This window comes from Dyadobacter sp. (assembly GCF_039919315.1).
Lineage (GTDB): Bacteria > Bacteroidota > Bacteroidia > Cytophagales > Spirosomataceae > Dyadobacter.
In genome coordinates, this window is record NZ_JBDSFX010000090.1 from 39,778 (window position 1) to 64,052 (window position 24,275).

General features: G+C 44.3%; 26 protein-coding genes. 7 read left to right on the forward strand and 19 right to left on the reverse strand.

Going from position 1 to position 24,275, the window contains the following annotated elements; all coding sequences use genetic code 11:
• Positions 1 to 42: 42 nt before the first annotated feature.
• The 6 genes from ABIO93_RS25785 to ABIO93_RS25810 form a co-directional block, all read right to left on the reverse strand.
• Positions 43 to 597: a methyltransferase dimerization domain-containing protein gene (locus ABIO93_RS25785; protein ID WP_348072881.1), complete on the reverse strand. Its 555-nt coding sequence runs from the start codon at positions 595 to 597 to the stop codon at positions 43 to 45.
• Between the two features lie 161 nt (positions 598 to 758).
• Positions 759 to 1,391: a cupin domain-containing protein gene (locus tag ABIO93_RS25790; protein ID WP_348072882.1), complete on the reverse strand. Its 633-nt coding sequence runs from the start codon at positions 1,389 to 1,391 to the stop codon at positions 759 to 761.
• A gap of 94 nt (positions 1,392 to 1,485) precedes the next feature.
• Positions 1,486 to 2,325 (reverse strand): helix-turn-helix domain-containing protein, encoded by an 840-nt coding sequence (locus ABIO93_RS25795; RefSeq protein ID WP_348072883.1) that lies wholly within the window; start codon positions 2,323 to 2,325, stop codon positions 1,486 to 1,488.
• A 67-nt stretch (positions 2,326 to 2,392) separates the two neighbouring features.
• Complete coding sequence (locus ABIO93_RS25800) at positions 2,393 to 2,785, reverse strand: helix-turn-helix domain-containing protein (RefSeq protein ID WP_348072884.1); 393 nt, start codon at positions 2,783 to 2,785, stop codon at positions 2,393 to 2,395.
• Positions 2,786 to 2,895: 110 nt separating this feature from the next.
• The gene (locus ABIO93_RS25805; protein WP_348072885.1) at positions 2,896 to 3,447 is read right to left on the reverse strand and encodes a cupin domain-containing protein; all 552 of its coding nucleotides are present in this window, start codon (positions 3,445 to 3,447) and stop codon (positions 2,896 to 2,898) included.
• An 82-nt stretch (positions 3,448 to 3,529) separates the two neighbouring features.
• Entirely contained in the window at positions 3,530 to 4,228 is a 699-nt protein-coding gene (locus ABIO93_RS25810; protein ID WP_348072886.1) for a hypothetical protein, read from the reverse strand.
• A gap of 292 nt (positions 4,229 to 4,520) precedes the next feature.
• Here ABIO93_RS25810 and ABIO93_RS25815 point away from each other — a divergent pair, with 292 nt between their 5' ends.
• Positions 4,521 to 4,958: a VOC family protein gene (locus tag ABIO93_RS25815; RefSeq protein ID WP_348072887.1), complete on the forward strand. Its 438-nt coding sequence runs from the start codon at positions 4,521 to 4,523 to the stop codon at positions 4,956 to 4,958.
• Between the two features lie 39 nt (positions 4,959 to 4,997).
• Here ABIO93_RS25815 and ABIO93_RS25820 read toward each other — a convergent pair whose 3' ends face one another.
• Complete coding sequence (locus ABIO93_RS25820) at positions 4,998 to 5,816, reverse strand: DUF1080 domain-containing protein (protein ID WP_348072888.1); 819 nt, start codon at positions 5,814 to 5,816, stop codon at positions 4,998 to 5,000.
• Between the two features lie 249 nt (positions 5,817 to 6,065).
• Between ABIO93_RS25820 and ABIO93_RS25825 the strand changes: the two genes are divergently transcribed.
• Complete coding sequence (locus ABIO93_RS25825) at positions 6,066 to 6,623, forward strand: hypothetical protein (protein WP_348072889.1); 558 nt, start codon at positions 6,066 to 6,068, stop codon at positions 6,621 to 6,623.
• Positions 6,624 to 6,625: 2 nt separating this feature from the next.
• Positions 6,626 to 6,937 (forward strand): helix-turn-helix transcriptional regulator, encoded by a 312-nt coding sequence (locus ABIO93_RS25830; protein ID WP_348072890.1) that lies wholly within the window; start codon positions 6,626 to 6,628, stop codon positions 6,935 to 6,937.
• A gap of 1 nt (position 6,938) precedes the next feature.
• Here the strand turns inward: ABIO93_RS25830 and ABIO93_RS25835 are convergent, their stop codons facing one another.
• From ABIO93_RS25835 to ABIO93_RS25855, 5 genes are all read right to left on the reverse strand, one after another.
• Complete coding sequence (locus ABIO93_RS25835; protein WP_348072891.1) at positions 6,939 to 7,061, reverse strand: hypothetical protein; 123 nt, start codon at positions 7,059 to 7,061, stop codon at positions 6,939 to 6,941.
• A gap of 202 nt (positions 7,062 to 7,263) precedes the next feature.
• On the reverse strand, positions 7,264 to 7,953 hold the full coding sequence (locus ABIO93_RS25840) for a hypothetical protein (RefSeq protein WP_348072892.1): 690 nt from the start codon (positions 7,951 to 7,953) through the stop codon (positions 7,264 to 7,266).
• The gene (locus ABIO93_RS25845) at positions 7,937 to 9,001 is read right to left on the reverse strand and encodes an AAA family ATPase (RefSeq protein ID WP_348072893.1); all 1,065 of its coding nucleotides are present in this window, start codon (positions 8,999 to 9,001) and stop codon (positions 7,937 to 7,939) included. The genes ABIO93_RS25840 and ABIO93_RS25845 overlap by 17 nt, the downstream gene beginning before the upstream one ends.
• Positions 9,002 to 9,410: 409 nt before the next feature.
• Positions 9,411 to 9,629 (reverse strand): hypothetical protein, encoded by a 219-nt coding sequence (locus ABIO93_RS25850; RefSeq protein ID WP_348072894.1) that lies wholly within the window; start codon positions 9,627 to 9,629, stop codon positions 9,411 to 9,413.
• Between the two features lie 83 nt (positions 9,630 to 9,712).
• Complete coding sequence (locus ABIO93_RS25855; protein WP_348072895.1) at positions 9,713 to 10,129, reverse strand: helix-turn-helix transcriptional regulator; 417 nt, start codon at positions 10,127 to 10,129, stop codon at positions 9,713 to 9,715.
• Positions 10,130 to 10,420: 291 nt separating this feature from the next.
• Here ABIO93_RS25855 and ABIO93_RS25860 point away from each other — a divergent pair, with 291 nt between their 5' ends.
• Complete coding sequence (locus ABIO93_RS25860; protein WP_348072896.1) at positions 10,421 to 10,786, forward strand: nuclear transport factor 2 family protein; 366 nt, start codon at positions 10,421 to 10,423, stop codon at positions 10,784 to 10,786.
• Between the two features lie 11 nt (positions 10,787 to 10,797).
• Entirely contained in the window at positions 10,798 to 11,337 is a 540-nt protein-coding gene (locus ABIO93_RS25865; RefSeq protein ID WP_348072897.1) for a peptide-methionine (S)-S-oxide reductase, read from the forward strand.
• A 23-nt stretch (positions 11,338 to 11,360) separates the two neighbouring features.
• Here the strand turns inward: ABIO93_RS25865 and bla are convergent, their stop codons facing one another.
• Positions 11,361 to 12,236, reverse strand: a complete 876-nt coding sequence (gene bla, locus ABIO93_RS25870) for a subclass B3 metallo-beta-lactamase (protein ID WP_348072898.1) — start codon at positions 12,234 to 12,236, stop codon at positions 11,361 to 11,363.
• Positions 12,237 to 12,490: 254 nt separating this feature from the next.
• Here bla and ABIO93_RS25875 point away from each other — a divergent pair, with 254 nt between their 5' ends.
• Entirely contained in the window at positions 12,491 to 12,844 is a 354-nt protein-coding gene (locus ABIO93_RS25875; RefSeq protein WP_348072899.1) for a TfoX/Sxy family protein, read from the forward strand.
• A 19-nt stretch (positions 12,845 to 12,863) separates the two neighbouring features.
• On the opposite strand, the gene ABIO93_RS25880 is transcribed toward ABIO93_RS25875, so the two are convergent.
• The 4 genes from ABIO93_RS25880 to ABIO93_RS25895 all read right to left on the reverse strand — a co-directional run bounded on the left by ABIO93_RS25880 (position 12,864) and on the right by ABIO93_RS25895 (position 19,570).
• Positions 12,864 to 14,048 carry a VCBS repeat-containing protein gene (locus ABIO93_RS25880; protein ID WP_348072900.1) on the reverse strand — a complete coding sequence of 395 codons (1,185 nt, stop codon included), beginning with the start codon at positions 14,046 to 14,048 and terminating at the stop codon, positions 12,864 to 12,866.
• 45 nt (positions 14,049 to 14,093) lie between these two features.
• Complete coding sequence (locus ABIO93_RS25885) at positions 14,094 to 14,453, reverse strand: DUF4174 domain-containing protein (RefSeq protein ID WP_348072901.1); 360 nt, start codon at positions 14,451 to 14,453, stop codon at positions 14,094 to 14,096.
• Positions 14,454 to 14,531: 78 nt separating this feature from the next.
• Complete coding sequence (locus ABIO93_RS25890) at positions 14,532 to 17,189, reverse strand: VWD domain-containing protein (RefSeq protein WP_348072902.1); 2,658 nt, start codon at positions 17,187 to 17,189, stop codon at positions 14,532 to 14,534.
• A gap of 14 nt (positions 17,190 to 17,203) precedes the next feature.
• Entirely contained in the window at positions 17,204 to 19,570 is a 2,367-nt protein-coding gene (locus ABIO93_RS25895) for a PQQ-binding-like beta-propeller repeat protein (protein ID WP_348072903.1), read from the reverse strand.
• A 294-nt stretch (positions 19,571 to 19,864) separates the two neighbouring features.
• Between ABIO93_RS25895 and ABIO93_RS25900 the strand changes: the two genes are divergently transcribed.
• Positions 19,865 to 21,616: a sensor histidine kinase gene (locus ABIO93_RS25900; protein ID WP_348072904.1), complete on the forward strand. Its 1,752-nt coding sequence runs from the start codon at positions 19,865 to 19,867 to the stop codon at positions 21,614 to 21,616.
• Positions 21,617 to 21,641: 25 nt separating this feature from the next.
• Here the strand turns inward: ABIO93_RS25900 and ABIO93_RS25905 are convergent, their stop codons facing one another.
• Both ABIO93_RS25905 and ABIO93_RS25910 read right to left on the reverse strand, forming a co-directional pair.
• A complete protein-coding gene (locus tag ABIO93_RS25905; protein ID WP_348072905.1) occupies positions 21,642 to 22,379 on the reverse strand; it encodes a response regulator in 738 nt (245 codons plus the stop codon).
• 190 nt (positions 22,380 to 22,569) lie between these two features.
• Positions 22,570 to 23,985 (reverse strand): PQQ-binding-like beta-propeller repeat protein, encoded by a 1,416-nt coding sequence (locus tag ABIO93_RS25910; RefSeq protein WP_348072906.1) that lies wholly within the window; start codon positions 23,983 to 23,985, stop codon positions 22,570 to 22,572.
• Between the last annotated feature and the right edge of the window lie 290 nt (positions 23,986 to 24,275).

Genomic DNA, 24,275 nt, shown 5'->3' on the forward strand with positions numbered 1-24,275 from the left:
GAGGGTACTGCGAAAATGACAAGAAGCTTCCACCCATAGCAATTAAACAGCCACGGCCTCAATGACAGTGTAAGGCGACATGGTAGGTACGATTCGGGTCACTACGGCCATACTTGCACCCATGCTCAGGCTTGTCATGCCTTTGTTGAAGAGCGCGCCTACTTTGGGATTTGCAGCGTAATATTCAAAAACGGGCGTACCAAAAACGTGGTCAAAAGTAGGGTCGCCAGTCCGGACGCTATGCGGCAACTCAGCCCACATCTGAAACTGGGTTTCATTTGTGAGCATTTCAGCAAAATTCTTCAGGCTTGCGGGGTTATCGCTGCGAAGGAATTCAGCGAGTGGGGTCAAACCAAAACGATGGCTGGAATCTTCTGTAAAAATACCCACGCTTGCACATGCCCTTAATAACCGGTAGAGGGAACGGGGGTGGGAACCGGTTTGGGTCGCCAAATCGTCGGCTGTCTTAGATTCTTCTTTTACCAGATCTGCAATACCCAGCTCTGCGGCCACACCGATTGAACGTGAAATCGCATAGCCGAAAAGCATCCGCATCAGGATAGCCTCAGGGGGGAGTTGTTGGGATTGGGTTGTCATAGATTTTGCGTTTTTTGTATATGCAAAAGTGCGATGACCGACGGCCAATCATTGGGACGAAATGGCAGTATTTATTTTTCTAAAGCTTCATGTGTGAAGCTGTCAGCAACTGGCTCGTCTCAGCATTGCCAAATGCCCGTTCCGGTGCTTCGAATTCGACCTTAAATCGTTAACCCATATTTTTTAACAATGTCCTGGTAACGGGGATCATCCATAAAGTAAACCACGCCAAAGCGTTTATCCAACTCCTGCAGGCCGACCTGCATTCCTTTTACAAACTCAGGTGTGTTGGGTTTAATGCCTTGTGCTATCAGCTTTGCAGGAATATCCTTGAACATTCCTTCCAGATATACTTCAAAACCCTGGTTGGGGAACATATCAATAAAACGTAACGGTTTATCGGTAGGATTAAAAAAGGTATGTACTAAACCATGTGGGCGAAAATTGAAACTGCCGGCTTCGATAATGGAGATTTCCCCGTCGATCATGACACCTGCAGTGCCTTCGACTACATACATGAGCTCATCCGCCTCTTTATGCACATGGATTGGGGGGCCTATCCTCTTCGGTGCAACATACACTTCTACACAACTGAAATGATTGTTGGTCTGGCTTTGCCGGATCATTGTCCGAACCAGATTTACGCCATTGCCAACTCCAATATCTGTTGGTTTTGACGCTGGAACTGTGAAGGGACGAAGTGGCTTATCTTCCGACATTTCCAAGGTTGTTTGTTGTTCCATGAGGGGTATGCCGCCTGCGAGGCTGGTTAGTAAAAAATTTCTGCGTTCCATTTTACTGATTTGTTAGTGTTGAACATATCTTGCCGACTGGCCAACAAAACTAGCGTCAATGGGGAATCATTTACTGGTAAAAAAGTGACATTTATTAAAGATAATGTAAACCAAAATGACGTTCGGGAGCATTCTGATCCAACAGTGAAAAAGCGTTGGGGTTTAAGAATGTGAAATTCTTACAATCCTTAGAGAAATGCTGATGATCGTAGTAGCCGCAGTCAATGGCAACGGAAAACCAATCAAGTAAAGGATCCAGATTATGCATCCGGTAAGCTTTGTCAAAACGTACGATCCTGGCAAACTGTTTGGGGCTGATCCCGATCCTGGCCTCAAAGTTTCGGATAAACTGTCTTACGCTCAGGCAGGATTGGTCCGCAAGGTGATCGAGGGAAAAAGCACCTCGTTGTTGGAGCAAATATTGACTGGCACTGTCAATAGCCTGATGTTTTATACGAACAGAGTTGGTCAATTGGATTAAAAATAATTCAATGGAGGATACCATATCTTCCAGGGAATCATTTCCTTCTAATTGCTCTGAAACCTGACGAATCTTGCTGTTCCAGATAGCTTCCGCGTCGACGAATGAATTGGCTAGCTCGGTTAGTGGTATCCCGGTTAACCGGAATATCGCAGCAGGTTGAAAAACTACCCGTATTGCCAGGAAATCGTGACCGCCATAACGAATAATGGGAACATTGTAAATACCATTGACGACTGCTTTCGGATAGGTTGTAATGGCTGTTGCACCTGCAAAGCTAAACCTTTGGGCATCCCTGGGATAAAAAGTCAGTGAATGTTCAGGCCTCGGAACATGATATTTTGATGGGGGTGATACCGCTTTGTCAAATACGAAACGGAAAATTTCATATCCACGGACAAACTCGGCAAGTGCCTGGTGCTTAAACTGTCCTTTGTGAAGCATCGTTTTCATAGCAGCCTAAAACAAATTTATGCTCAAATGTATTCTGCAAATTCGCATATCGCTAATTTATAGTGGTTTAAGTCTCTGTAATGCCGAATACCCGTTCAGGTGATTTTTTATCGGTGTCAATAAAAGTATTTGGTGTGAGTTGTGTGAATTTTTTGAAGTCATGTGCAAGGTGCTGATGATCGTAATAGCCCGTCTTGATTGCAACAGTCAGCCAATCCGGGGATGGCTGGGCATTTTTCAGCTTCATTGCATTTTCGAATCTGGCAATGCGGCTAAACAATTTGGGACTAACGCCTTCACTTTCTACGAACTGCCGGTAAAACTGCCGTTGTGACAAACAAGCTTGATCTGCCAGCCAGTCCAGGCCCGGCCCAGGATTGGCCCGGCCAGGATTGGCCCGGCCTGGATTGGCTGGACTTGAGACGGTCTTTTTGATTGAATATTCCCATGGGATGTTCAATCAAATACCGGCCTAATTTGTCTATGGCCCGTAAATTCGTCCATTATGTTAGAGCCTATAAGATGAGAGATGCTCATGTTACATGTCAAATGCTTTAAGTTGGCTGTCTGTTATCTGAGCGAAAGGGGCGGGCCCAGTACGCTCATTCCATACGATTCATGCATTCTTTTAATCGATTCTTCGGTTGGAGCTTCTTTCAGCTCATTAAGCGCAAGAAAAAAATCTTCTAATTGCCCGGCAGGCTGCACCATATAAACTTGTATACCCTGCGCTGACAATTGGATCCATGTGTGTGGTATGCCACGCGGGGCAAAAACAGTATCGCCTGCTTTTACCGTAAATTTCTCGTTCCCGACCTGAAAAAGGTATTCGCCATCGATAATAGAAAATATTTCGTCCTGGTCATGATGCACGTGAAGGGCCGGTCCGATCATTTCTTTTCCAATATACTCAAAAACAGCCAATTGTCCGTTTGTATCTTTGCCTGATATTTTGACATCGTTGGCATTTACTCCCCGATATGGCGGGTGAACTCCGAACCTTGCATCACCCGCCTTTACCACAAAATGCTTGTCTGCAGTACTTAAATTGCCAGCTTCCACTTGCGTCACCATGCAGGATGCGATGGCTGTGGCATCCAATAAAAATGTTCGTCTTTGCATATCCGTTTTTTGTAAAAAGTGTATGCAAAGATTATCCTGGTGCCCAATGATTTGGTGGTAAGAATCGGACATTCTCTCACATTTAGAAAAGCCCGTGAACAACTGCATGTGCGAACCCTTGCCACATGGAGGATGCGGGGACCCATGGAAAGGCATAATGGAAAGCAGCACAGATTAGTAAGGATATCACGTAGGGATAGTAATACTTTTCTTTAACGTATTCATAAATCAGTAACCCTACCAGGAATGCATCACAAAGGGCAAAGGCGAACATGACGGCAGTATTGAAATCTGCAATGCCAAAATTGATCCTACCTACGCCCGGGCCGAGTAATGCGACGGCAGAAGCGATCATGTAGCGCATGTGCTTTGGCGGTTGTTTTCGGAATGCAATGGCTAAAATATATAGAGTCACAAAAGGGATCAGGGCCGCGGTTGGAAGGTACAGAAATGCCAGGCTCTGTGCTTCAGGCATTTGGGGTAAGAGTTTGAAATACTGGTTTTTCATCGCGGCCAGCATAGACAGTACAATGAGTGGAAACAGTACGTAGGACAATTTTCCGATAAACCGGTGCATATCCGGTTTCTTTTGATAGATAAGTATCGGTTGGGTGATCAACATAGCAAACCATAGCAGCAGAAGTAACGTATGGGCATGATGGACATAAGTTAACCCGGTAAAATTTGGGAATCGGCTGAAATAGCTATTGTAAAAACCAAAAACCAGAATGGCAAGTATGACCACAAAGAAGTAGCTAACGTGTTTATAAGTACGTTCCATGTTATGAAGCATTAAAGTGAAATTGAGGCTACTGCCACCGGGATGGCGGCAAATCAGATCATGATTTGAACAAAAGTGGTCATTAGATTAGATGATTTGGTGGTAAAAAAACGCAATTGTTGCTATCGCCTGACGGCTTTGGTTGATATAATAGCTACTCATTGCCAGCTAAGCAGTATCAAAACATTTTAAAGTATTGCAACAATGCGAATTGATTAGGAAATTGTGAAGTACATTGACACGGTAATGCTGAATAGCGTGAATAAAAAATTAAAAACTAAAAAATAAAGTGATGAGGACAATTAATCCCTGGATCAACTTCAACGGAAATGCCGAAGAAGCATTCACTTTTTACAAATCAGTTTTTGGCGGAGAGTTTACAAAGATCGTCCGCTTCGGGGACCTGGCAAGCGATGAATTTCCGGTACCCGAAAATGAGGCCAACAAAATAATGCACATTGCTTTGCCTATTGGTAAACACAATGTGTTGATAGCCAATGATGTTCCCGAATTTATGGGGCCGGTAAATGAGAACGAAAACAGGTCTAAAATAGCGGTTAGTGCGGAGAGCAGGGAAGAGGCCGAGCGGATATTTAGCGGCCTATCGGCAGGTGGAGATGTGGAAGGCCCCATTGACGACAGTCCCTGGGGTACATACGCCGGCATGTTTAGAGACAAATATGGTATTGAATGGATTGTGGAATTTGACCCTGAGCTACTCACCGACTGACGCGAAGTCATAGCTGTTCCAGGCAATAATGAGGTAATTTCAGTTCAATTTTTTGATCCACATATTGCGGACGGAAACTTTGGTAGTCGCTTCGATTTCAATCCCGATCATACCGGTCTGGTTATTGGATGATTTTGGATCGTCGTCAATCATGACGGCCATGACCGCGCCATTCAGAATGTGAATAAAAACCCCGCCCCGGACAATCACGGTGTATTGGTTCCAATCATTCATTTTGATCACGTCGCCCAATGCTTTGCGGTCGCCCACGTTTCCCATCAGGCGTTTGCTCTTTTCACCGTAACCTTCCACTACTTGCCCGCGCCAGGCCAAAATTCGCATCGGCGTGTTTTCGGAGTAAAATTGTCCCGTCCAAACCGGCGAGCTCGGCCAGAAATCCGCCTGCGGCCCTGTCATCATCCAGTCCAGATTGACCGGGCCAACATTAGCGGTCACATTGTCAGCAATTTTTGCCAGCCAGGGTACGCCTGTAATACTACGGTACTGGATCCCGCTCCCGCCTTTTCCTTCGACTTTGATCTCAAATTTCAGCGTAAAATCTTTGGCCTTCATATCCCTGTTTACAATGTAGCTGTTGCCGCTTGGGTTTTGAGCCGTTGACTCGCCGACGATCGCACCATCTTCGACGCGCCAGAATTTGGGATTTCCATCCCAGCCTTTCAAACTTTTTCCGTCAAATAACGACACGTATCCCGCATGGTCATTGAAATCCATTGAATCGGGTTCGGTAAAAGACATCCCACCCGGTTTGGGTTTGGCGGGCGCAGTTTGCTGAGCAGAGACCACTCCCGAAATCATTGTAATGGCACACAGCATGATAAGATTTTGAAGATTCATACCTGATTGTTTAATGGGTTTGGTTTAGGAATTGAGAGCGTGCATTGCCAGTTGTGGGCAGTGTAAATGTCTGTTAGACAAAAGGGTATGTGGTGTGCGGTTTACTCCTGTTTGGCACAAGACGCTGGTCCCACGCAAATTTAAAAATAAGGTTATAATCTGATTTTTAGCGAAATTTTGCTAGCTTTGAAAGCTAGTACTTGTCAGTACGTACACACATTATCGAGCCGCAAACGTGCGGTAGTATCCATGAAGATTGTTGAGCTTACACGCATTGTTCCCGAGACGCTTTGGGCGGCACGGTTTGAAGGAAATGAAGAAAGCGAATTTGACCGCACATTCAACTGCTGGGACAATTCGGAGTATTTGGATGCATTCTTTACCGCGCATGAGCAGGATCTTGTGAAAGACTTTTACGGCTATTGCTCAGTAAGCCAGGCTGTTTCGATCACAATGTCAGAAGCCGATGCATTTGAAAAACAGTTATTGAGCGTAGCGCAAGGACAGGATTTGGAAAAGAGACTGGGAGATATTTTCAAGCCACTTGACAAAACTGTGAGGATGAAAATCGTAAATGAAAAGAGCAAAGCCTATGGTACAGGCGCAAAATCGTGGCTCAGAATTTATGCTGTCAGACTTAACTACGACTTTTTTGTAATCTCCGGCAGCGCCATCAAATTGACAAAAACAATGAATGAGCGCGAGCATTTGAAAGAAGAACTCGAAAAGCTAAATGCGCTCGTGAGATTTTTGAAAGAACTGAATATTGAAACCGTAGAAGATTGGGGATACATTGATTTTGAATGATTATGCAAACGAGAGAAGATATATTACAAAAATTAGAGTCTGTCACAGCCGCCGAACCAAGCCAGTGGAAAGAACGCGCAGCCCGCAAAGCGGAAAATCCGAAAGCGCTTGAAAAATCAAGAATTATTTCGATTAATATTCTTGCCCAATTGCGAAAACTTGGGATGAGCCAAAAGGATTTGGCGGAGAAATTGCAGGTAACGCCTCAGACTGTGAATTCCTGGGTGAAAGGGAATAGCAATTTTACGATTGATACGATTGTGCGGATTGAGGAGGTTTTGGGGGTGGAGTTGATTGGGGTTAGGGTTGGTTGATTCAATTGCTACGCAAACTACTTGTCTTCAAAATGCCCTTCGCGGCAATTACGAAAACGGTTACAGTTTCTTCGATAATCTGGTAGAGAAGTCGATGCTTCTTGTCAATTCTCCTCGACCACAATCCGGAAAGATTGTTTTGAGCTGTTCGGGTTTGCCAATTCTGCTGTACCGATTTTCATCAAGCTCCTCGAAAATGCGTTCAATGCGTTTGACGAGTGCTTATAGGTGTTACAATGTTAGCGGACGTTTATACAGTAACAAATAGATAAAATCAGCTAGATTAAGCCTGTATTTAGCACTATAGTTAGCCAGTAATCATTTTATCATACTACTAGCGCGAATATCGCGTTTCCAACTCTTTGTATAAAGTTAACTGAATCAATAGCGTCCTGTTCAGAAATAACATTTCGATTTCCCGTTTGTGCATCTATATCCGCTTCATGTACTATCAAATTTCTCCTAGCAATGATGTTCCTCAAGGTTATTTGGGCGACACTTTCGTTTATTCCCATAGATGCAGCGATTTGCTGCCACTTATGATTTTCTGGCCAAATTAAGCTTAACCCATCACTAATTTTGGCCGGATCCTGAAAAGAAAGAGCTTTGTGCTTTGTAATTATTTCTTGTTCAAACCAATACCATGGAGGTGGTATCGGGATGTTTTGTGCTGGTTGGGCAGGGGTATTTTGTGGGGGCTGGGCAGGGTTATTTTGCGCGGGCTGGGCAGGGGTGTTATAAAATAAAAGTATGTTATTTAGCGTATCAAATGACAACGTATATCCATTAAATTTACTAGTCTTTACTCGTGTACCATTGAATGCTTGAATCATTCCAATTCGTATAAACTCATGTATCATTTTATCTAACGCACTTACTGAGTACACAATTTCAGCCCGTAGTAAATCTGACAAATCAACCAATAAATTTAGATCATTACTTAAATGCCTATAAAGGGTATTTAGATTTCTAACGTATACGATATTTGTCGAAAATTGATCAAATGCCTGTTGCATGCTCCTTTATTATAATAATTTGCCTCGCAATTCTTTGAAAATCTTGATAAAAACTATCTCGCATAGTTTTATAAGTATCTAAAACTGTTCCTACTGTTGGATTTTCACTAACTGATGTTGGATCTCTAATTTGAGCATCCGATAATGCAAAAACGGGTACACCTCTTGCATAAGATTTATGAATTATTCCTTGGAAATCAGGAATTTCAGCTATACAGAAATCAGCATTAATCCCTGCATCACGATAAACATCGTCAGAAAAAAGCATATTATGATCTCTAAGCTTAGGAATCAGACTTGTTATTACTTCATCCTTAATTCCTGCTATTGGAACTTGTGCTTGTCTAGTAGCTCCTCCTTTTCGAATATTAAATCTTTGAATTATTTCACCAATAAATTTTGGCCTGCTGTCAGATAACTGATACGATGCATCTTGAAACAACGGCCTCATTCTGTCAGACCATTCTACCCATCTTGGTAAAATTGAAGACAATGAGTTCAATGCCATTATAGAAAAAGGGTCTGGATTAGTTGGTATTATAAAAGCGTCGCTAGAGATGAATAGGTTTTGGTTAATTGCGCTTAATCCTGGGTTTAAATCTATCAGTGTGTATTCAATTTCATATGCTTCAGCAGTTTTTTTAATCAGTTCATTGAATGCCCCCGGCAAGTTTTGAAGTGTTGTAATTGCATTATTAGATGTTTGAGCAAAACTTAGTGATGCGTCATATTCACTCAAATTAGGGTGTCCGGCGAGTAAAAAAATATTTCTATTTGCGATGGGACTATGGCAAGTAACTGCCTCAATAGGAGCGGGCTTACCTTCAAAAGCAACTTTTACTCCGTCTTTAATATTTTGGTATTTTGTATCATCCTGTGTATAATAATCATCAAATGAATCGCCTAATATTAAACTTGTTAAATTGCATTGTGGGTCTGCATCAACAAGTAATGTTCTTTTACCTAGTATGCCTAACATCCACCCTAAATTATATGCAGTAGTCGTTTTACTAACTCCTCCTTTGTGATTAAAAAATATTAGTTTCATTATTCTCTATGGTTTGAAAAAATTGTCTCATTGTTATAATTTTTGTATTCTGATAACCATTTAAAACTAATAAATCTTCATCGCCAGTAATTAAATAGTCGGCTTCGCAACTGTGACAAATTCCAAGCAAATAATTATCGTCGGCATCCCGAACAATATAATATCGGGCACAATCCTAATTTTAGTCTTTTTTAGGAATTTTAAGGCTATAATCTCGAAGCGGTTCACCTGCTTATGCGTAATAATTTTGGTGAATTTTGGTCGCTTTATTACATCCCTGAATTCCGTCATTAACTCGATTGAATAGAATACTTGTAAATCTGGATTTTTTAGGATATTATAATAAAGTGTTCTGCGGGATTTTCGACTGATACAAGCGAATACGTACCAATTAGCATCAAGGACTATGCTAAGCTTTTTGCTTTTTTTCATTTCGGTACGCATTGATTTCATCCTGGATCTCTTGGGTAGACATTTCGACATCAGGTAATTCTGCGTCGAGTTCTTCAAAGAGTTGATCAATCATGCGATCCTGTATTTTTTTTGCAATAGATAGCCGTGCCTTTGCAGGGAAGGCCTCAAAGGTCTTTATGAATTCAGTCTGTGTCATTGCATTACCTGTTCTCATTTCCCTCAATTTTATCATTCAGTAATGTAAGTTACTAGAAAAATAATTGTCATCGAACCGCAATATGATTTCTGTGCTGATTGTCAGCCATTCCCAATCAACCGCTCCAACCGCCCCATCATCTCATCCTTCTCCTTCAACATCCGCTCATACAAAGCAATCTTCTCCTCATGAAGCTGAATGAGTTTTTCTATTGGATGGAAGATGGGATTGTTATTCACCACAGCAGAATTGTTATTGAATGTGCTTGAAATAACGGTGATCGCTTGGTCCTCATCAAAATTCCGAATCGCCTCAGCCGGTATTTTCAGAACAGCGGCAACCTGCTCCAAAATATCCGAATCAATCTTTTCCTTCTGTTCGAGTAGAGAGATTTTTTGCTGGTTCCAGTCTTCGCCGAGCTCAAAGGCCAAGGCATCTTGCTTGAAGGATAAGAGTTCACGAAATCGCTTCAAGTTACGACCTTCGTGGATCTTTGGATTGGATGTAGTATGTGCCATGCGGAGAGGTATTTTGGTTAAAAAAGCAATTTATATAAATCTGGCGGGAAGTTGACGGATAACTTACATGCAATGCAATGTATCTTACCGGGCGGCCCGCGCAGGGCGGCCCGCGCAGGGCGGAGGTGTTGCGTACAGCTCGCGAGTTGTCCATTAGTATGATCGGGCACAGTAATTTCTGCATTGACCTTTAAGTTAGACAAACTTGGTCGTCGAATGTCGAGTCTCGCTCAGGCATAGAGGCAACCAAATTGCTTTTTTTGCAAATGGCAAACCAAACCAATTATCGATATGAACAACAAGCAAATATTGGAAACAGCAAATGCCGCAATCACAAAAGGTGACTACGAAGGATTTTTATCTTTCTGCGCAGATGACACGATATGGACATTTGTAGGCGAGCAGACCTTGCATGGAAAGGAAGCCGTCCGGCAATACATGGCTGCGACCTATCTGGAGCCGCCGAAATTTAGGGTTGAAAACCTGATTGCAGAAGGGGACTTTGTTACCGCATTGGGCAAGATCGACTTGAAAGACATCGCTGGAAATGTTACCAACTATTCATACTGCGACGTATGGCGATTTCGGGATTGTAAGATGGCCGAACTGACGGCGTTCGTTGTTGAAATCACTTCATCTCAAATTTCCCAATCATAAAGTTCAACTGCATGTCTGCCATTGAAAAAATCGGACTAGGCGGAAGTTGCCATTGGTGTACCGAAGCGATATTTCAATCATTAAAGGGAGTGATTCACGTAAGCCAGGGTTGGATCGAGCCCGACGACAGCGCTGCTGAATTTTCAGAAGCCGTTGTCGTTGAATTCGACCCGATTTTGATTTCTTTGGAAAGCCTCATTGAAATTCACCTTCACACGCATAGCTGCACTTCCGAGCATTCCATGCGATCCAAATATCGATCTGCGGTTTATACTTTCAGTCAGGAACAGCTAATCTCAGCAAAACAGGCCATTGATAAGTTGCAAACTGATTTTGAAGGTATGGTGATCACAAAGGTGTTTCCATTCAAAACCTTCAAATTGAACAATGAAAAGTATCTGGATTATTATTACAAAAACCCTGACAAGCCTTTTTGCAAAACATTCATTGACCCGAAATTGAAGATTCTTTTGCATCAATTTTCAAGTCATGTTAATGAGGATAAAATGAAGCCAGCTGATTGGACGGCCGACCGTCGGACAGAGATTTAATACAATTTTATCGCCAGTTCAATTCATTCTTTCAGGCGCTTCTTGTAGGTTTCCTCAATCCCAGCCAGTGTTTTATCATAATCTGCCCGGCCAGAGAATGCTTCGGGACGGTATGGATCGCCCGGTTTGTGTTTTTTTTGAAGGTTAAATTGACTCGCGTGAGAGGCAAGCCAAATGTCGAATTGCTCTTTTTTCATCACCGACAATGTATAACCATAATCTTTCCCTACCTGAGGATAACCGGGCATGCCCGAGAGCTTGGTTTCTTCGAGGATCGACGGAATGTTGGCGATCAGGACTTTGTAGGAACGTTTCTGGTCTTTCACGGTCAGTGAAAAACTGCTGGCACCGGGCGTGTGTCCCGGGTGGTGCAGCAATTTGACGGAAGCGCTGCCGAGTGTTACTATTTCCTGGTCCTTCAAGATGCGGTCAGGAGTAATCGGTGCGAAGGTAGCACCATCCTTGCCGAGTACTGAGTCTGAGGCGCCGCCGTCTTTCATCAGCTGAACATCGGCCTGTTGGATCATTAACAAGGCGCCGGTAGCCTTTTTGATCGCCGCCATTCCCGCCACGTGATCGTAATGAGCATGGGTCGCCAGGAGGATTTTGATATCAGAAAACTTAAAACCTAACGTCTCTATATTCTTTTTAAGCTGCGGGACCGACTCTTCCAAGCCCGTATTGATCAAAATGTGCCCTTCTTTCGTGGTCAGCAAATAACTCGCTAAATCGTCTGTTCCAACGTAATACAAATCCCCGACAATGCGGAAAGGAGGATAATCTTTTGTCCAGGCAGCCTGCATGAAGGGCAGCTTGTATTGCTGGGCAAAACCCACAACTGGCGCGACGGCTAGCATCGCTAAAAGGAACATTTTGAGCACGTTTTTGATCAAGGACATAAAGTGAAAGTTTGTGCCCCGAAGATACTTCTTTTAGATTTTGACTTGACATGGCCCAAGTATAAAATATTTGTGGCTTCTGAGCGGGCCTTACATCGCGTAAAGTACGATGTTTGCTAGTAGCCAAATATTGACCGATGCTAAAAACCCCACTTCTGCTCACGATAACCTTTTTGGTACCATATTTTGAGTAATTTGGGCGTCTTTGTAAGATCTTCACAACCAGACATCGTCATTATTAATAAAACAATTATATGCCATACGACAACAATCTTGCCGACCGTGTCCGGGAATATTTAAGCAAAATGGAAGACTTCGATATTGTTGAGAAGAAAATGTTTGGCGGACTAGCATTCATGGTTAACGACAAAATGTGCATTAATGTAGGTGAGCAACAGCTCATGTGCCGCTTTGATCCTAAACTTACAGAAGAGCTTTCAGAAAGAACAGGCTTTTCACCGATGATTATGAATGGGAAAGTATATAAAGGCTACTGTTATGTTGACTCTGTCGGATACAAAAACAATAAGGATTTTGAATTTTGGATTAAGCTCTGCCTTGATTATAATGACAAGGCCGTTTCATCAAAAAAGCAGCCAAAGAAATAGTTGCTCCTCCACTTGCCATTCATTTAGATTTTGACGTAACACGGCCAAAGTATAAAATATTGGTGGCTTCTGAGCGGGCTGCGGCGATGTCTGGCATTCCATCTTCATTGAAATCAGCGATCGCAAAACCATATACGTCACCTTTTGAATCACCGAACGAAATGGCTTTAAAATGGAGGCCTGTTTCGTCGTTAAAAAATACTTTTGACTGTGCTTGTTTGTGGCCGACAACGATATCCATTTTCCCGTCGCGGTTCATATCGGCAATCGCCAATGCATAAGGGGTCGGATTGGGACCAGATAAAGAAATACCCGCAGAAAAGTTGTTATTCTTTTGTCCAAAATAGAGATTTACTCCCTTGAATTCGTCTATCGTTACAATGTCTGGTAGGCTATCTGCATTAAAATCTGCAACTGCCGCTGCGCGAATGCTGGCGTCAGGCGGACCGAACGCAATTCGATGCGTATCCGAAAAAGCCATATCCGAACTGCCAGGGTACAGGTAACTCTGGCCACCATCACGATGCGGGACGGCAAGATCAACAAACCCATCTTTATTAAAGTCAGCAGGAGTGATGGTTGTGGCAGGATACGGCGCAAATGCGATGGGGCTGCTGTTAAATTTTCCTTTGCCCTTGTTGAGACAAATATAATTTGACGTTGGAGATTTACCCCTGTTCGCTAAAATCAGATCCGGCAAACCATCCTTATTGATATCAGCAATAGATAAATTTCTTGTTGGCCATTCCGGACGCCCGAATTCGGATCCAATTGTAAAATTGCCTTTACCATCATTCAGGTAAATCAGTTTCCGGTTCGGGGCATCATTACTGATCGCGATATCAAGAAAGCCGTCCCCATTAAAATCAGACAGGCCGCCCGTGTAGGAGCGGTCTGCTATTGAACCCAGGCTATAAGATTTGCGTATTCCGCCCGATCCATCGCCTAGAAGGACCCTGTCAATGATAGGCCAGTGCCTTCCCTTCACCAACAGGATATCGAGATAACCATCGCCATCCAGATCACCAAAACTAACATTCGCGGTTGTATCAGATTTGGATTCCAATAGTAAAGTCTGATCGAAGTCAGGATAATCATTTCCCTTCTTTTGCCGCTTTTGATTGGCGGTACCCATATTCGCCTGGGCAATCGCTGTTTGAGTAATAATGCTGACAAAGCATAAAATAAAAAAGAGAGATTTCATGAAAAGTATTTAGCGATAAGGTGTCGTGAGAAGGTTTCTGTATCATCAATTTTTTTTCACTTCCTGTTTCCGCATGGGCATGGCATCGATCAGGCCGAATAATTTTCCGGGAGTCACTACTTCGCTTGATTTTAGTTTTTCACCGCCGTCGCGCCCGATCAGAAGAAATGTGAATGAATTCGTACTATCGATTTCCCATTTGTCCCATTCTGAGGCATTTGCCTTTGAAAATGGGAAGGATTTTACTTCAATGTCACGTTCCCGGACATCCTTCTGATGCCCTTCGAGTGCTTTCACCTGCGACTTCCATTTTTCTAAACCATTTTCGGTATAAAAGAGCAGAACCCTTCGGGGCTGGTCCGCTGTGAGCAATGCCATCATGAATAATGCTAGTAGTGTTTTCATAACAGAGCTACATCAAATACTCTGCCAGCAAAATAACAGCAAAATGGTGATAACGCATCCTCCGCCGACAGATTTCTGCTATTTAGCCCTAAAAGTCCAGTTATACACCTGGAAGTCCCAGGCAGGGTCACCGTAAGCGCTTAATTGCAGATATCTGAGATCTCCCGTAGAACCGTACGTGTCGAGAACGGATTTACCTGAACCAAACACTCCCGAAGATTGGTAAAGTAATTTTTCATCGAGAAATAAATTGGTTAGCACGACATTGTTACCGTTTGTGCGACTGACTACAATTCTTACATGATGGACTGCGCCATCGAACACAGACGGGCCAGGTTTGTCGACAATGACAATGCCGTCGTTCCGATCATTCGGCACATTGCCTTTTGTTGCATTAGGTCCGCATTCCAACCCGATTCTGCGGACAGCCGAATAGAACTTTGCCTGGGCAATGTCGAAGCCAATGTTCTGGCCGAGCTTAGCCGAGAAATCAAAACTGACCTCGAATCCCCGAATCAGATCGACGGGCGTGGATGAGCCTAAAATTGAAACCCCAGTAGAGCCAGGTTTATTGGTAAAATGGACATTTCCACTGGTTATGGCTGCATTACCCACGTAATCCAACGGTATGGAAGGCGCATTGAAATTTCCTATTGAAAATGCGCTGATCACCTTGGATTGCTGCTGATCAGTCAGGTGACGGGTTGCGTAGGAATTGTCGCCGGTTGAAGCAACGTCAACAATGCAATTTTCCAGTAATACAGGGTCTGTTATCCCTTGTCGCTCACATATTGACTTTGCGTTTGCCCTGTCCACGGCATTGATAACGACCTGAACTTTCGGATAATCCAAATTGGTAAATGAATGGGTGTTTTTCCCATTTTCGTAAGTAAAAAGAGAGGTCTTAACACGCCAGCTATTGGCAAAAGCGGGATACATTTCCGAGAAAACTTGCGGATTAACGGTTTTCCCACCAGCATGATGAACATCATTCGCACCATTTCCATCAAAATTCCCGAACAGACCATCCAATTTTGCACGGCGAGCGTTTACCGGAATAATGTAGTAGTCGAGGTCAGAGGCAAATAACAGCACTTTTATACGGTCTCCCGCAGGCGTATTGACAATCGCTACCCCCTCAGTAAAGTCAATAAAGCCTCCATGTGGAAGCGACAGCGATCCTTGGGAAGGCAGCGAGGTCGGCGAATGATTTACAAAAAATTGTTTGTTGGCATGAAAACTGACAATGTCTGATCCGGTATTGATCGCAATAGCCGTGTTGAACGATACAGTGGCCGTGGTATTTTTTGACTTGTTTTCTTCCTGGCGAACCTGCACTTCAAATTTATCGGTCAAAGACTTCGTCCCAACAAATTCACCGACCGCCATGAAGCTGTACCTGGCTCCATCATAGGTGGTTAGGTGCGGGTCGGCGGTGCTTCTGGCAGCGGGCTGCGGTTCGACTTTGCTTGTTGAATCTTTCTTGGTGGTATCTGTTCCGCAAAGATCATTGTCTAGTTTCAGCTTTATCTGTCCAAATTTGATATCGGCAGAAGAGGCCTTATTGGCTTTGATCCCGAAGAGGTCGAAAGTTACAAATGCAGAATTCACTGCCCCTCCGGTAATTGAAATATCTGCCTTTCCTTTGCCCTCTAAACTACATTCGCCTTCCAGCCTTGCAAATAAAAGCGCTTCATCACCGATTGTAGTAAAGTTAAGGTCGTAAAATGAGACTGATAACGTTGTTTTGAAACCTGTCTGCATGTAACCCTTTATCTTACCCGTTATGCTTCCGGAATTATTTTCGGAGTTTTCCATTGTAGCAATGCCATAAGCTCCCTTTGCAATCTCGTATCCTGCGCCAAGTTCCCCTTTGATATTGACATCAAGTGCATTGAATGTGACACTGCCTTCTAAGCCAGCCTCTCCGGTAACCGCCATTTGTACTTTGGGAACAAATAATATAGGAAAGAGAATTGGCCCGACGGGCACGAGCGCAACCCACACGGATTTTTTAGTCAACACCGGCACTTCCATTTCGCCGGTGGTAATTTTACCGGTTGCCACAATGGATAAGTTAACCTTTGGATTTACGAAAACCTTGGCTTCAATTTTTTTGAGCGTATACTCCTTTACCTCAATGGGGATTTCCAGGCCATAGGAGACGGAAGCGCTGCCTTGTGTTTTCAATTCCGCACCCGTGCCGTTCTCTCCTGTTGACCGGCCAATAGTGTAATCCAGGCTGGCGCCATGTTCGAACGACTTTTTGATCGTGAAAGATGCGTTTTTAAAGATGTCTTCCAGTGTGGCATCCTCCGTATCAATCTCGATCTCCGTTCCATCTTTCGATTCACGTACACCTGTAACCTTGCGGTTGAAGCCCTCAGGTGTTTTACTCGTTTTGCCAGCCGCCATGATTTCTCCGGACTTGACTTCCGTTGCCGCTACGCCACCGGTTCTCCCACCCCTTAAAATCGCCCCTTTTTTAATGACAATCTTATTTCTCGTCACGGAAACAATCTGGCTGCTTGTCTCTTCATCAAAAATATAGACTCGCGTCCTGAATTCCGGCGTATCCCCGGAAACGATCACCTGCACGCTGTCCGTGTTCTCGATTTTGGGCGGTTCAAGCTGCTCAGTTTTGACCTCATCTTTCTTACAGGAAAACGGAATAGCAAGGATCACAAGAAACGTAAGCAAGACAATGAGTTGCCTGAATATAGAGGAAGGAGTCATGGATTTGGATTATTTTAATTGCTGCCGCCCATCGTGCATAGCTGATACACTTTTCCCTCTTTTGTAATAAGTGATGGTTTCAAGAGGGCATTCGCTTCTGTATATGCCTTTTTCCAGCGTACTGCACCGGTGCGGCTATCCAGCGACTTCAATGGAGAATTGTCATCGTACCCAAGCAAGAGAATGTTCGTCCCGGCCACCAACACATTAAAGTCAATTGATTTTACCCCAATATTTACCGGCATTTTGCGCTCCCAACGCAAATTTCCGGTCTCAGATTCAAGTGTCACGAGCTTCACCTGATAGTCCTTGGTATCCGTTAGGTAACAAAGTGTTCCTGAGTCGTAACTGATATTCTCCTGCCATAACACTGATTCGGGCACCTGTTCCCAAGCCAATTTGCCGGTCGCAGCATCCAAAGCGAGTAACTTGGCTTTGGTCGGGCCGGAGGCGGATGAAAACCCGGTTACGATCAGTTTCCCGTCTGCAAAGATCACCTTGCTGCGCCGGTCAGTCATGTTAAGAAAGTATCCCGCTCCATTATAATCCCAGAGTTCGGAGCCGGTGCTGGTGTTATAGGCCACTACACCCGTGCCGGTGATATAATAAAGGACGCCATCGACAACCGTTGCAGTGTTACGGCCACATTGTTTGGGATATTCGCGGATCAATGTTCCTGTTTCGGCATTCACCGCAGTAATGCCTTTATTAACCACGCCAAAATACACTGCACCTCCCGCCACGACTGGTTGCCCGGAAAAGCGTGACGGTGCACTATACTCCCAGGCTTTGGCTCCGGTTTGCCTGTTAATGCCAATGATCGATTTGTTAGTACAGACATAAACAAACTTCTCGGCAGTAGCAACATAGCCTTCGGTTAATGTTCCGGTGTCGTAAGTCCATTTGAGCTTGTGATCCACTATGCCATAGGCCATCACGCTGTGCGAGGCAAGGCTTGTTTCTCCGATCAAATAATAGTGGGTCTTGGTGAGGGCAATCCCATTTTGATCACTAATTCCGAACCTTCCGCCTAGACCTTCGGGCATTTCAGCTACTACTTCGCCGGTTAGCGGGTTAAATACTGACCTTTCATCTGCGAAAAGGAGCGGTTCTTTCAGCTCATCAGCTGAGCCATTATTAACATCCACGGTCAGGATATCCCCATAAGAAATACTTTGTAAGGTCTCAGCGAATGCCCGGTATTTCAGTTTTGGACCTACTGCCGGCGCTTTTACGCTAAATGTTTGATCCTCAGTATTCAATGGTGAGTTGACAACCTCGATTTTATCCAGCGGATCGGCAGCCGTGTTGGAAACACACAGGCCATAGCGTATAATGGCCAGGTTGCCCAAGGTTGTAAACCGGCCTTTTAACTCGATCTGTCCATCAGCCACGTTACCTACACCATCCGTTAGCACTTTTGGCGCTTGCGTTGAGGCTGGCCATTGTTCAGGAACCATGATATAGGCCTCCCTAACAACGTCGGGCACGATATCATAAGCCAGCCAAATGTAGCCGCTGTTTCCCCAGTTTTTTCCCCACGAATTTTGAACCTTGAATGCTTTGCGGCTATCATCATAGCCAATGATCACCATGGCATGATAGGACGCCTGAATGTTGGAGCCGTCTTTCCAGATAAACTGGCCATCTGTATCTGTTGAACTTTTATATTTCTTAAATGCATCGTTCAGACGCCCGCAAATGATGATCGGCGTGTCATAATATACGAATTTGCGAATGCTGTTCACATTAAGGGCAACGCGTCCCCAATCTTTGATTTTGTATTGCGAGGCCTTTTGCGCCTGAGGCTGGGATGGTTGGTCACTGCAGGATGCTGGATTGTAAGGCATATCATTCCAGGTGCACACACCCGCGGTCCGCAGAAGATCCAATGATGCAGAAATAGAAGAACCATCCAAACAGTCATTCACTTTAACTTGATTGTATACGAATGCAGGACTAAAAACCGCGTCATTATTGACTTTTCCGTCGGCAAGGGTAAGTTTGACCCCGTTTGCTAACCCATTATAGTAGCTTCTGGTGGCGTAGGCTACGGACCAGGATGTACATGATCCCTGTTTCCCCTGGCTCTGGACAGGCGGCATGTGATCCGAGAGATCATATTGCTGCGGTAATTTGGAATCTTTAAGCGTTCTCCCATTCGGTACCTGTGGCTCCTGGATCAGTTTCAGCTTCAGGTACGCGGCAGGGTCTAACGGAACTGCACCAAATCCGACTGTTTGACCTGGAACGACTTCTTCCTCTACCGGCATGACTGGGTCCGGTGTTTCAGTTTGTTTTTTACATCCAAGAATGGAAAGGGTGAATAGTAGGGATACGAATAATGGAAATTGGATAAGCTTTCGATCAAGAAAAAACATGTTTCGGTTTGGAGTTTAGCAGGGGCTGGAGGATTTTTATCTTCAATTGCATCGTAGCCATAAAAATGCGTTTGTAAAACTAATTTTAGTATGGCTGCTGCATGAAATGGGTATTATTTCTCTTGAAAGCAACTGCTTTTCTTATGTGGGCTTGTTTGATCTTCACTCACGTTCGCACGGATCGGATTGGTCGCAAAGGCAGGCAAAAGATAGATTTGCCCATGCAGCAGGATAATGGCAGATGTTCCGGACGAAAATCATAGATTTGAAATTCGGACTGCTTTCTTGAACTGGATGAGAACCACTGTTTCCTTTGTCGCTGCATTCATTTTCCTCATCAATGAGCTGAATGGGCAATCGCTTTTTCCTGAACTCAAATTAGACCCGGCGGGTATCAGGAAGGCGCAAAATATGGAATCGAAAGCCCTGGCAGCAAACGACTCATTTTTGCTGGGGAAAGCACTTTTTCTGTATGGCGACACCTATCGAAAAGTGGGGAATTTTTCCAGGGCAAACGAATACTTTTTAAAAGCGATCCGGGCGTTAAAAACAGGTAATGAGTCATACGAACTAGCGATGTCTTACCTGTATTTGAACGAAGGGGTTCTCATTAGCCTAAAATCCCGAGAAGATTATCAGAATGCCTGCACTGCTCTCGACATATTCAGCCGACTAAAACACAACAGCGGAATTGCATTGGCTTACAACTATATCACGAGTTTCTACAAGCGGATATGGATCTGGAACGATGAAGAGTTAAAACTCACGCCGAAGATTCCCGCAAGGAGTGACACAATTTTTCGGTGCATTGATGCCATTACTTTCCACGGAGCGCTGGCAAAGGACACCAGCATGATGGCGGAAGCTCATTTGCAGCGGGCAGATTATTACAGACATTTTAATGACAAACGCGCTATCACCGAGTTTGATAAGGCCTATAAGTTATTCGCATCCAAAGGAGATGATAACGCGGTTGTCCATACGCTATGTCATAAGAGCGCAGCATTCTTGAAATTCCAGGATCTCCCGAATGCTATTGCTTGTATTGAACTTGCAGAAAGACTGATATCTCTTAAAGAAAGCGGCGATTATTGGACGAGTACCCATTTCATTGAGGTACAAACTGAAATATTTGAAGCTGCAAAATTGTGGAAACGGGCCTATCAGGCGTCCAGGAATCTAAGTAATTTGTATGCGCTCAGGAGAACAGGTGATCGCGATAATCTTATCCAATCATTCTACATCAAGGAAGAAGCAGAAAAAAAGGAAATTGAGCTTGTTACCCAAAAAGCAGAACTAGGTAAAGCGAAGGTGCAACGGAATCTGACAATTGCGATCGGGGCGCTGCTGTTACTTGCTGTGATAACGACGCTCATTTTTTATTTTTTGTACAAAAAGAATAGACAGATCAGTGCTAAAAATCAGGACCTGGTAAGAGAACAAAATCACCGGGTTAAAAACAATCTCCAGGTCATTGCCAGCCTGCTGAGTCTTCAGGCAGATCAACTGGACGATGGCACGGCCCGTAGGATGATTGACGAAAGTCTTTTGAGGATAGAATCAATGGCCATTTTGCACCGCCGGTTGTACGACGGCGAAAGATTGGCAGAAGTCGATCTCGCGGATTTCATTCCAGAGATTATACAAAGTGTTTTTGAGACATTAGGAGTCAAGAATGTGAATCCCGAGTATAAGATGTCCTCCATTTTTCTTGGCGCTGACAAAGCCACGCCTGTTGGGCTAATCATCAATGAACTCGCCACCAATGCCTGCAAATATGCTTTTCCGCATTCGGATCATCCGGAATTTTCTATCAGCTGTATGGAAATTGGGCAGGACATTGAACTGACTGTAAGTGATAACGGGCCGGGAATGAGCGGCGTAAATATGTCGGTACCTTTGAAATCACTGCTTAAAACAAACGAATCAACCTTCGGAATGCCACTGATTCAGTCACAGATCATCCAGCTCAACGGAAAGGGGCGGTTTATCGTCGAAAGTGAAGGCTTAGGCGGAACCAGCTTTCGATTAGCATTTAAAAGGTAGCAGTTGGCCCAAATGTCCATGCTCACTATTTGGGCTGCTTCGTTTTTAAAACTGTAAACTTGTTTAACAGCTCCTTCCGAATGATGTCCGGCAGAGGGATTTTTGTCAGCCCGTCGCGTAGCACTAGCTCACCTTCCTTAATGCGTTTGATATGCTGTAAGCTGACCACATACGACCTTGAAAGCTTGAAAAAATTCGGTGTACGAAAATATTGACCGGTTCGACCGAGGCCCGAACTGATCAGCAATACCGTCCCATTCGCCAGGATCACTTCTGTATAAGCCCCTGCCGCTTTTAAGTAGGCAACTTCTTCCAGATCAACAAGTTCCAATCCGCCATTGGTCGGGAGCATCAGATACCGTTGTCCATCCAGATTTTTTTCAGACGCTTTGAAATTATGATACGCCAGCTCGATATTAAATATGACGTCGCCGATCTTGTAAGGTTTCAGCAAATAAGCCGCAGGCCGTGTCACCTGCGCCTTGCGAAACTGTTCTTCTTCTGAACTTCCCGTGAGGTAAATGATGGGAATGGGCCGCAAATCGTATAAATACTGCGCAATATCGACGCCCGATGAATCAGAATCTTCCAGTACAATATCGACCAGAGCAATGTCCGGGAGGATTTGGGAAACCGATTGCTGCGCTTCGGCCAGATTCCTGGCAATGCCCGTGACTACATATCCATTTTTTTCGAGCGAATTTCTCAAATTCAGAGCTGTAAGAACTATGTCTTCGATAATCAGTATGCGCAAAGCGGACATCGGCGATTTGAATTGATTTTTAAAAAATGGGGGAAACCGTTGATTTAAGCGTAAAATAGTTCGAAAAGCTAAAATAGTTAAATCCCCCATTCTTCCGGTTTTTAAAGATTCGAATGATGTCCTGAATTAATTAGGGCATCATAATGAACCACGTATGGCGACCATGATGCCTTCCAATTTCTGTCTCCGATCAATAAACCTTACTCTTCACAATCACCACCCACGGCTGAAATAGTTTTTCATAGGCTTTTTTCTTGGTACCCGTCTGAGCATCCAGCACATGCAAGCCGTATTGCCCCGAGCCCACGTACACAATTCCGTCTGCCACGATCGGCGCGCTCACACTGTAAACGGAGCTGGATCCATTGTTATGATTGAAAGCGAACTCCCACTTTTTTGCGCCCGTATCGGATGCCAGGGTCAGCACTTTTCCTTTACTGTCGTCAGTAGTAGCATAAAGGGCATTTTCGCCAAAATAGATCGCATAATTTTCTGTGAAAGTCTGGCTCCATTTTTTAGACCCGGTTTTATCGTCAAAAGCGAAGATCGTTTTTTTGTCGTCCACAGCGAATACAAGCCCATTACCAACCACAATATTTTTAAAAACACCTGGCACATTCCATTTCAAGTTGCCATTTGCTTCATCAAAAGCTGAAACCCCGGATAAGTTTGCCAGGTATAAGTTGCCGTCGGAAAAAGCAGTCGAACCTTCAAAAATTCCTTTTTTCTCCCAGGCAAGCTTGCCGTCTTTGTCCACCGCAACAAGCCTGTTGTCTGTCCCGGAATTGTCTTTGGCCGTAATAAAAAATCGGTTAGTGCTGGCCGCATTGCCTGTAATTTTTAAACCATTGCTGAACTCCCACTTTTTGCTCCCCGTAGCGGCATCTACTGCAACCAGCGTATTATAGCCGTAATTGGTGCCATAACCAAAGGCGACCAGGCCATTGGACATGACGGGCTGCCTTGCCTGCTTATTTTCGCCGGTACCATAGTCCCATTTCTTGGCCCCGGTTTTGCTATCCATGGCAATAATCCCGCTGTAACCATTGCCACGATTGTAATTATTGACGCTAATGATACTTTCGGGCGTAACAGAGCCTACCGAAAAGCCAGGTATGCTTTCGGCAAAATCGAAGACCTTGTTACCCGAGTTGTCAATAGCCTGGACGATGTTAGTGCTGAGCCCCAGTGTGGAAGCATATATGACCTGGTCACCACTCACTGTAACTGTTTCTTTTGTTACCACCACTTTATAACTCTGCGTGCTGGCATCCTCGGCGGTGACGGTATAACTCACTTCTTTGGAAAAATCCTGCACCACATTGGTTGCGGGAGAAATCGTGGCTTTGGGGGATATAGTAATCGTCGGTACTAGTTTGGTAATATCCGTGGCGGCGGGTACCGTAGCCGAAATGGTTTTGGTAGCAGGATCAATGGTGGCGGTAACAGCGGGAGCAAGCCCGGCAAATGAAAAAGCGGTGATTTCTTTCGCGCTACTTTTTGCTCCGGGGGTGACTGGTGGGGGAGTAGGCTCATCTTTGGAACAGGACGCGACGATCAGCGTCAGCATGATGGCAATGCAGGAAATTTTGAATTTAGTTTGCATATTTAATTTGAGGAAAATGGATGAATATTGAAATTCTCAAAGGCTGATTTGAATGTGACAGCCTTTCTGAATCCTGCACTAAGTTGTGGGCTAATTGCAACTTTAAGCCAGTGGGACGGCGTAAGCAGCAGACATTCCGGGGTGAATCGGTGTGTTTGTCATGTGAGTGAGTAAACGGTAAAAGAACTGATCACACTGGCCACTAAAACTGGCTTTTAGTTATTTACCCATCAATTCAGGTCGTTCACAGGAAAACTTCCGCTGCTCGCAGCAACAGTATTGGGAAACAG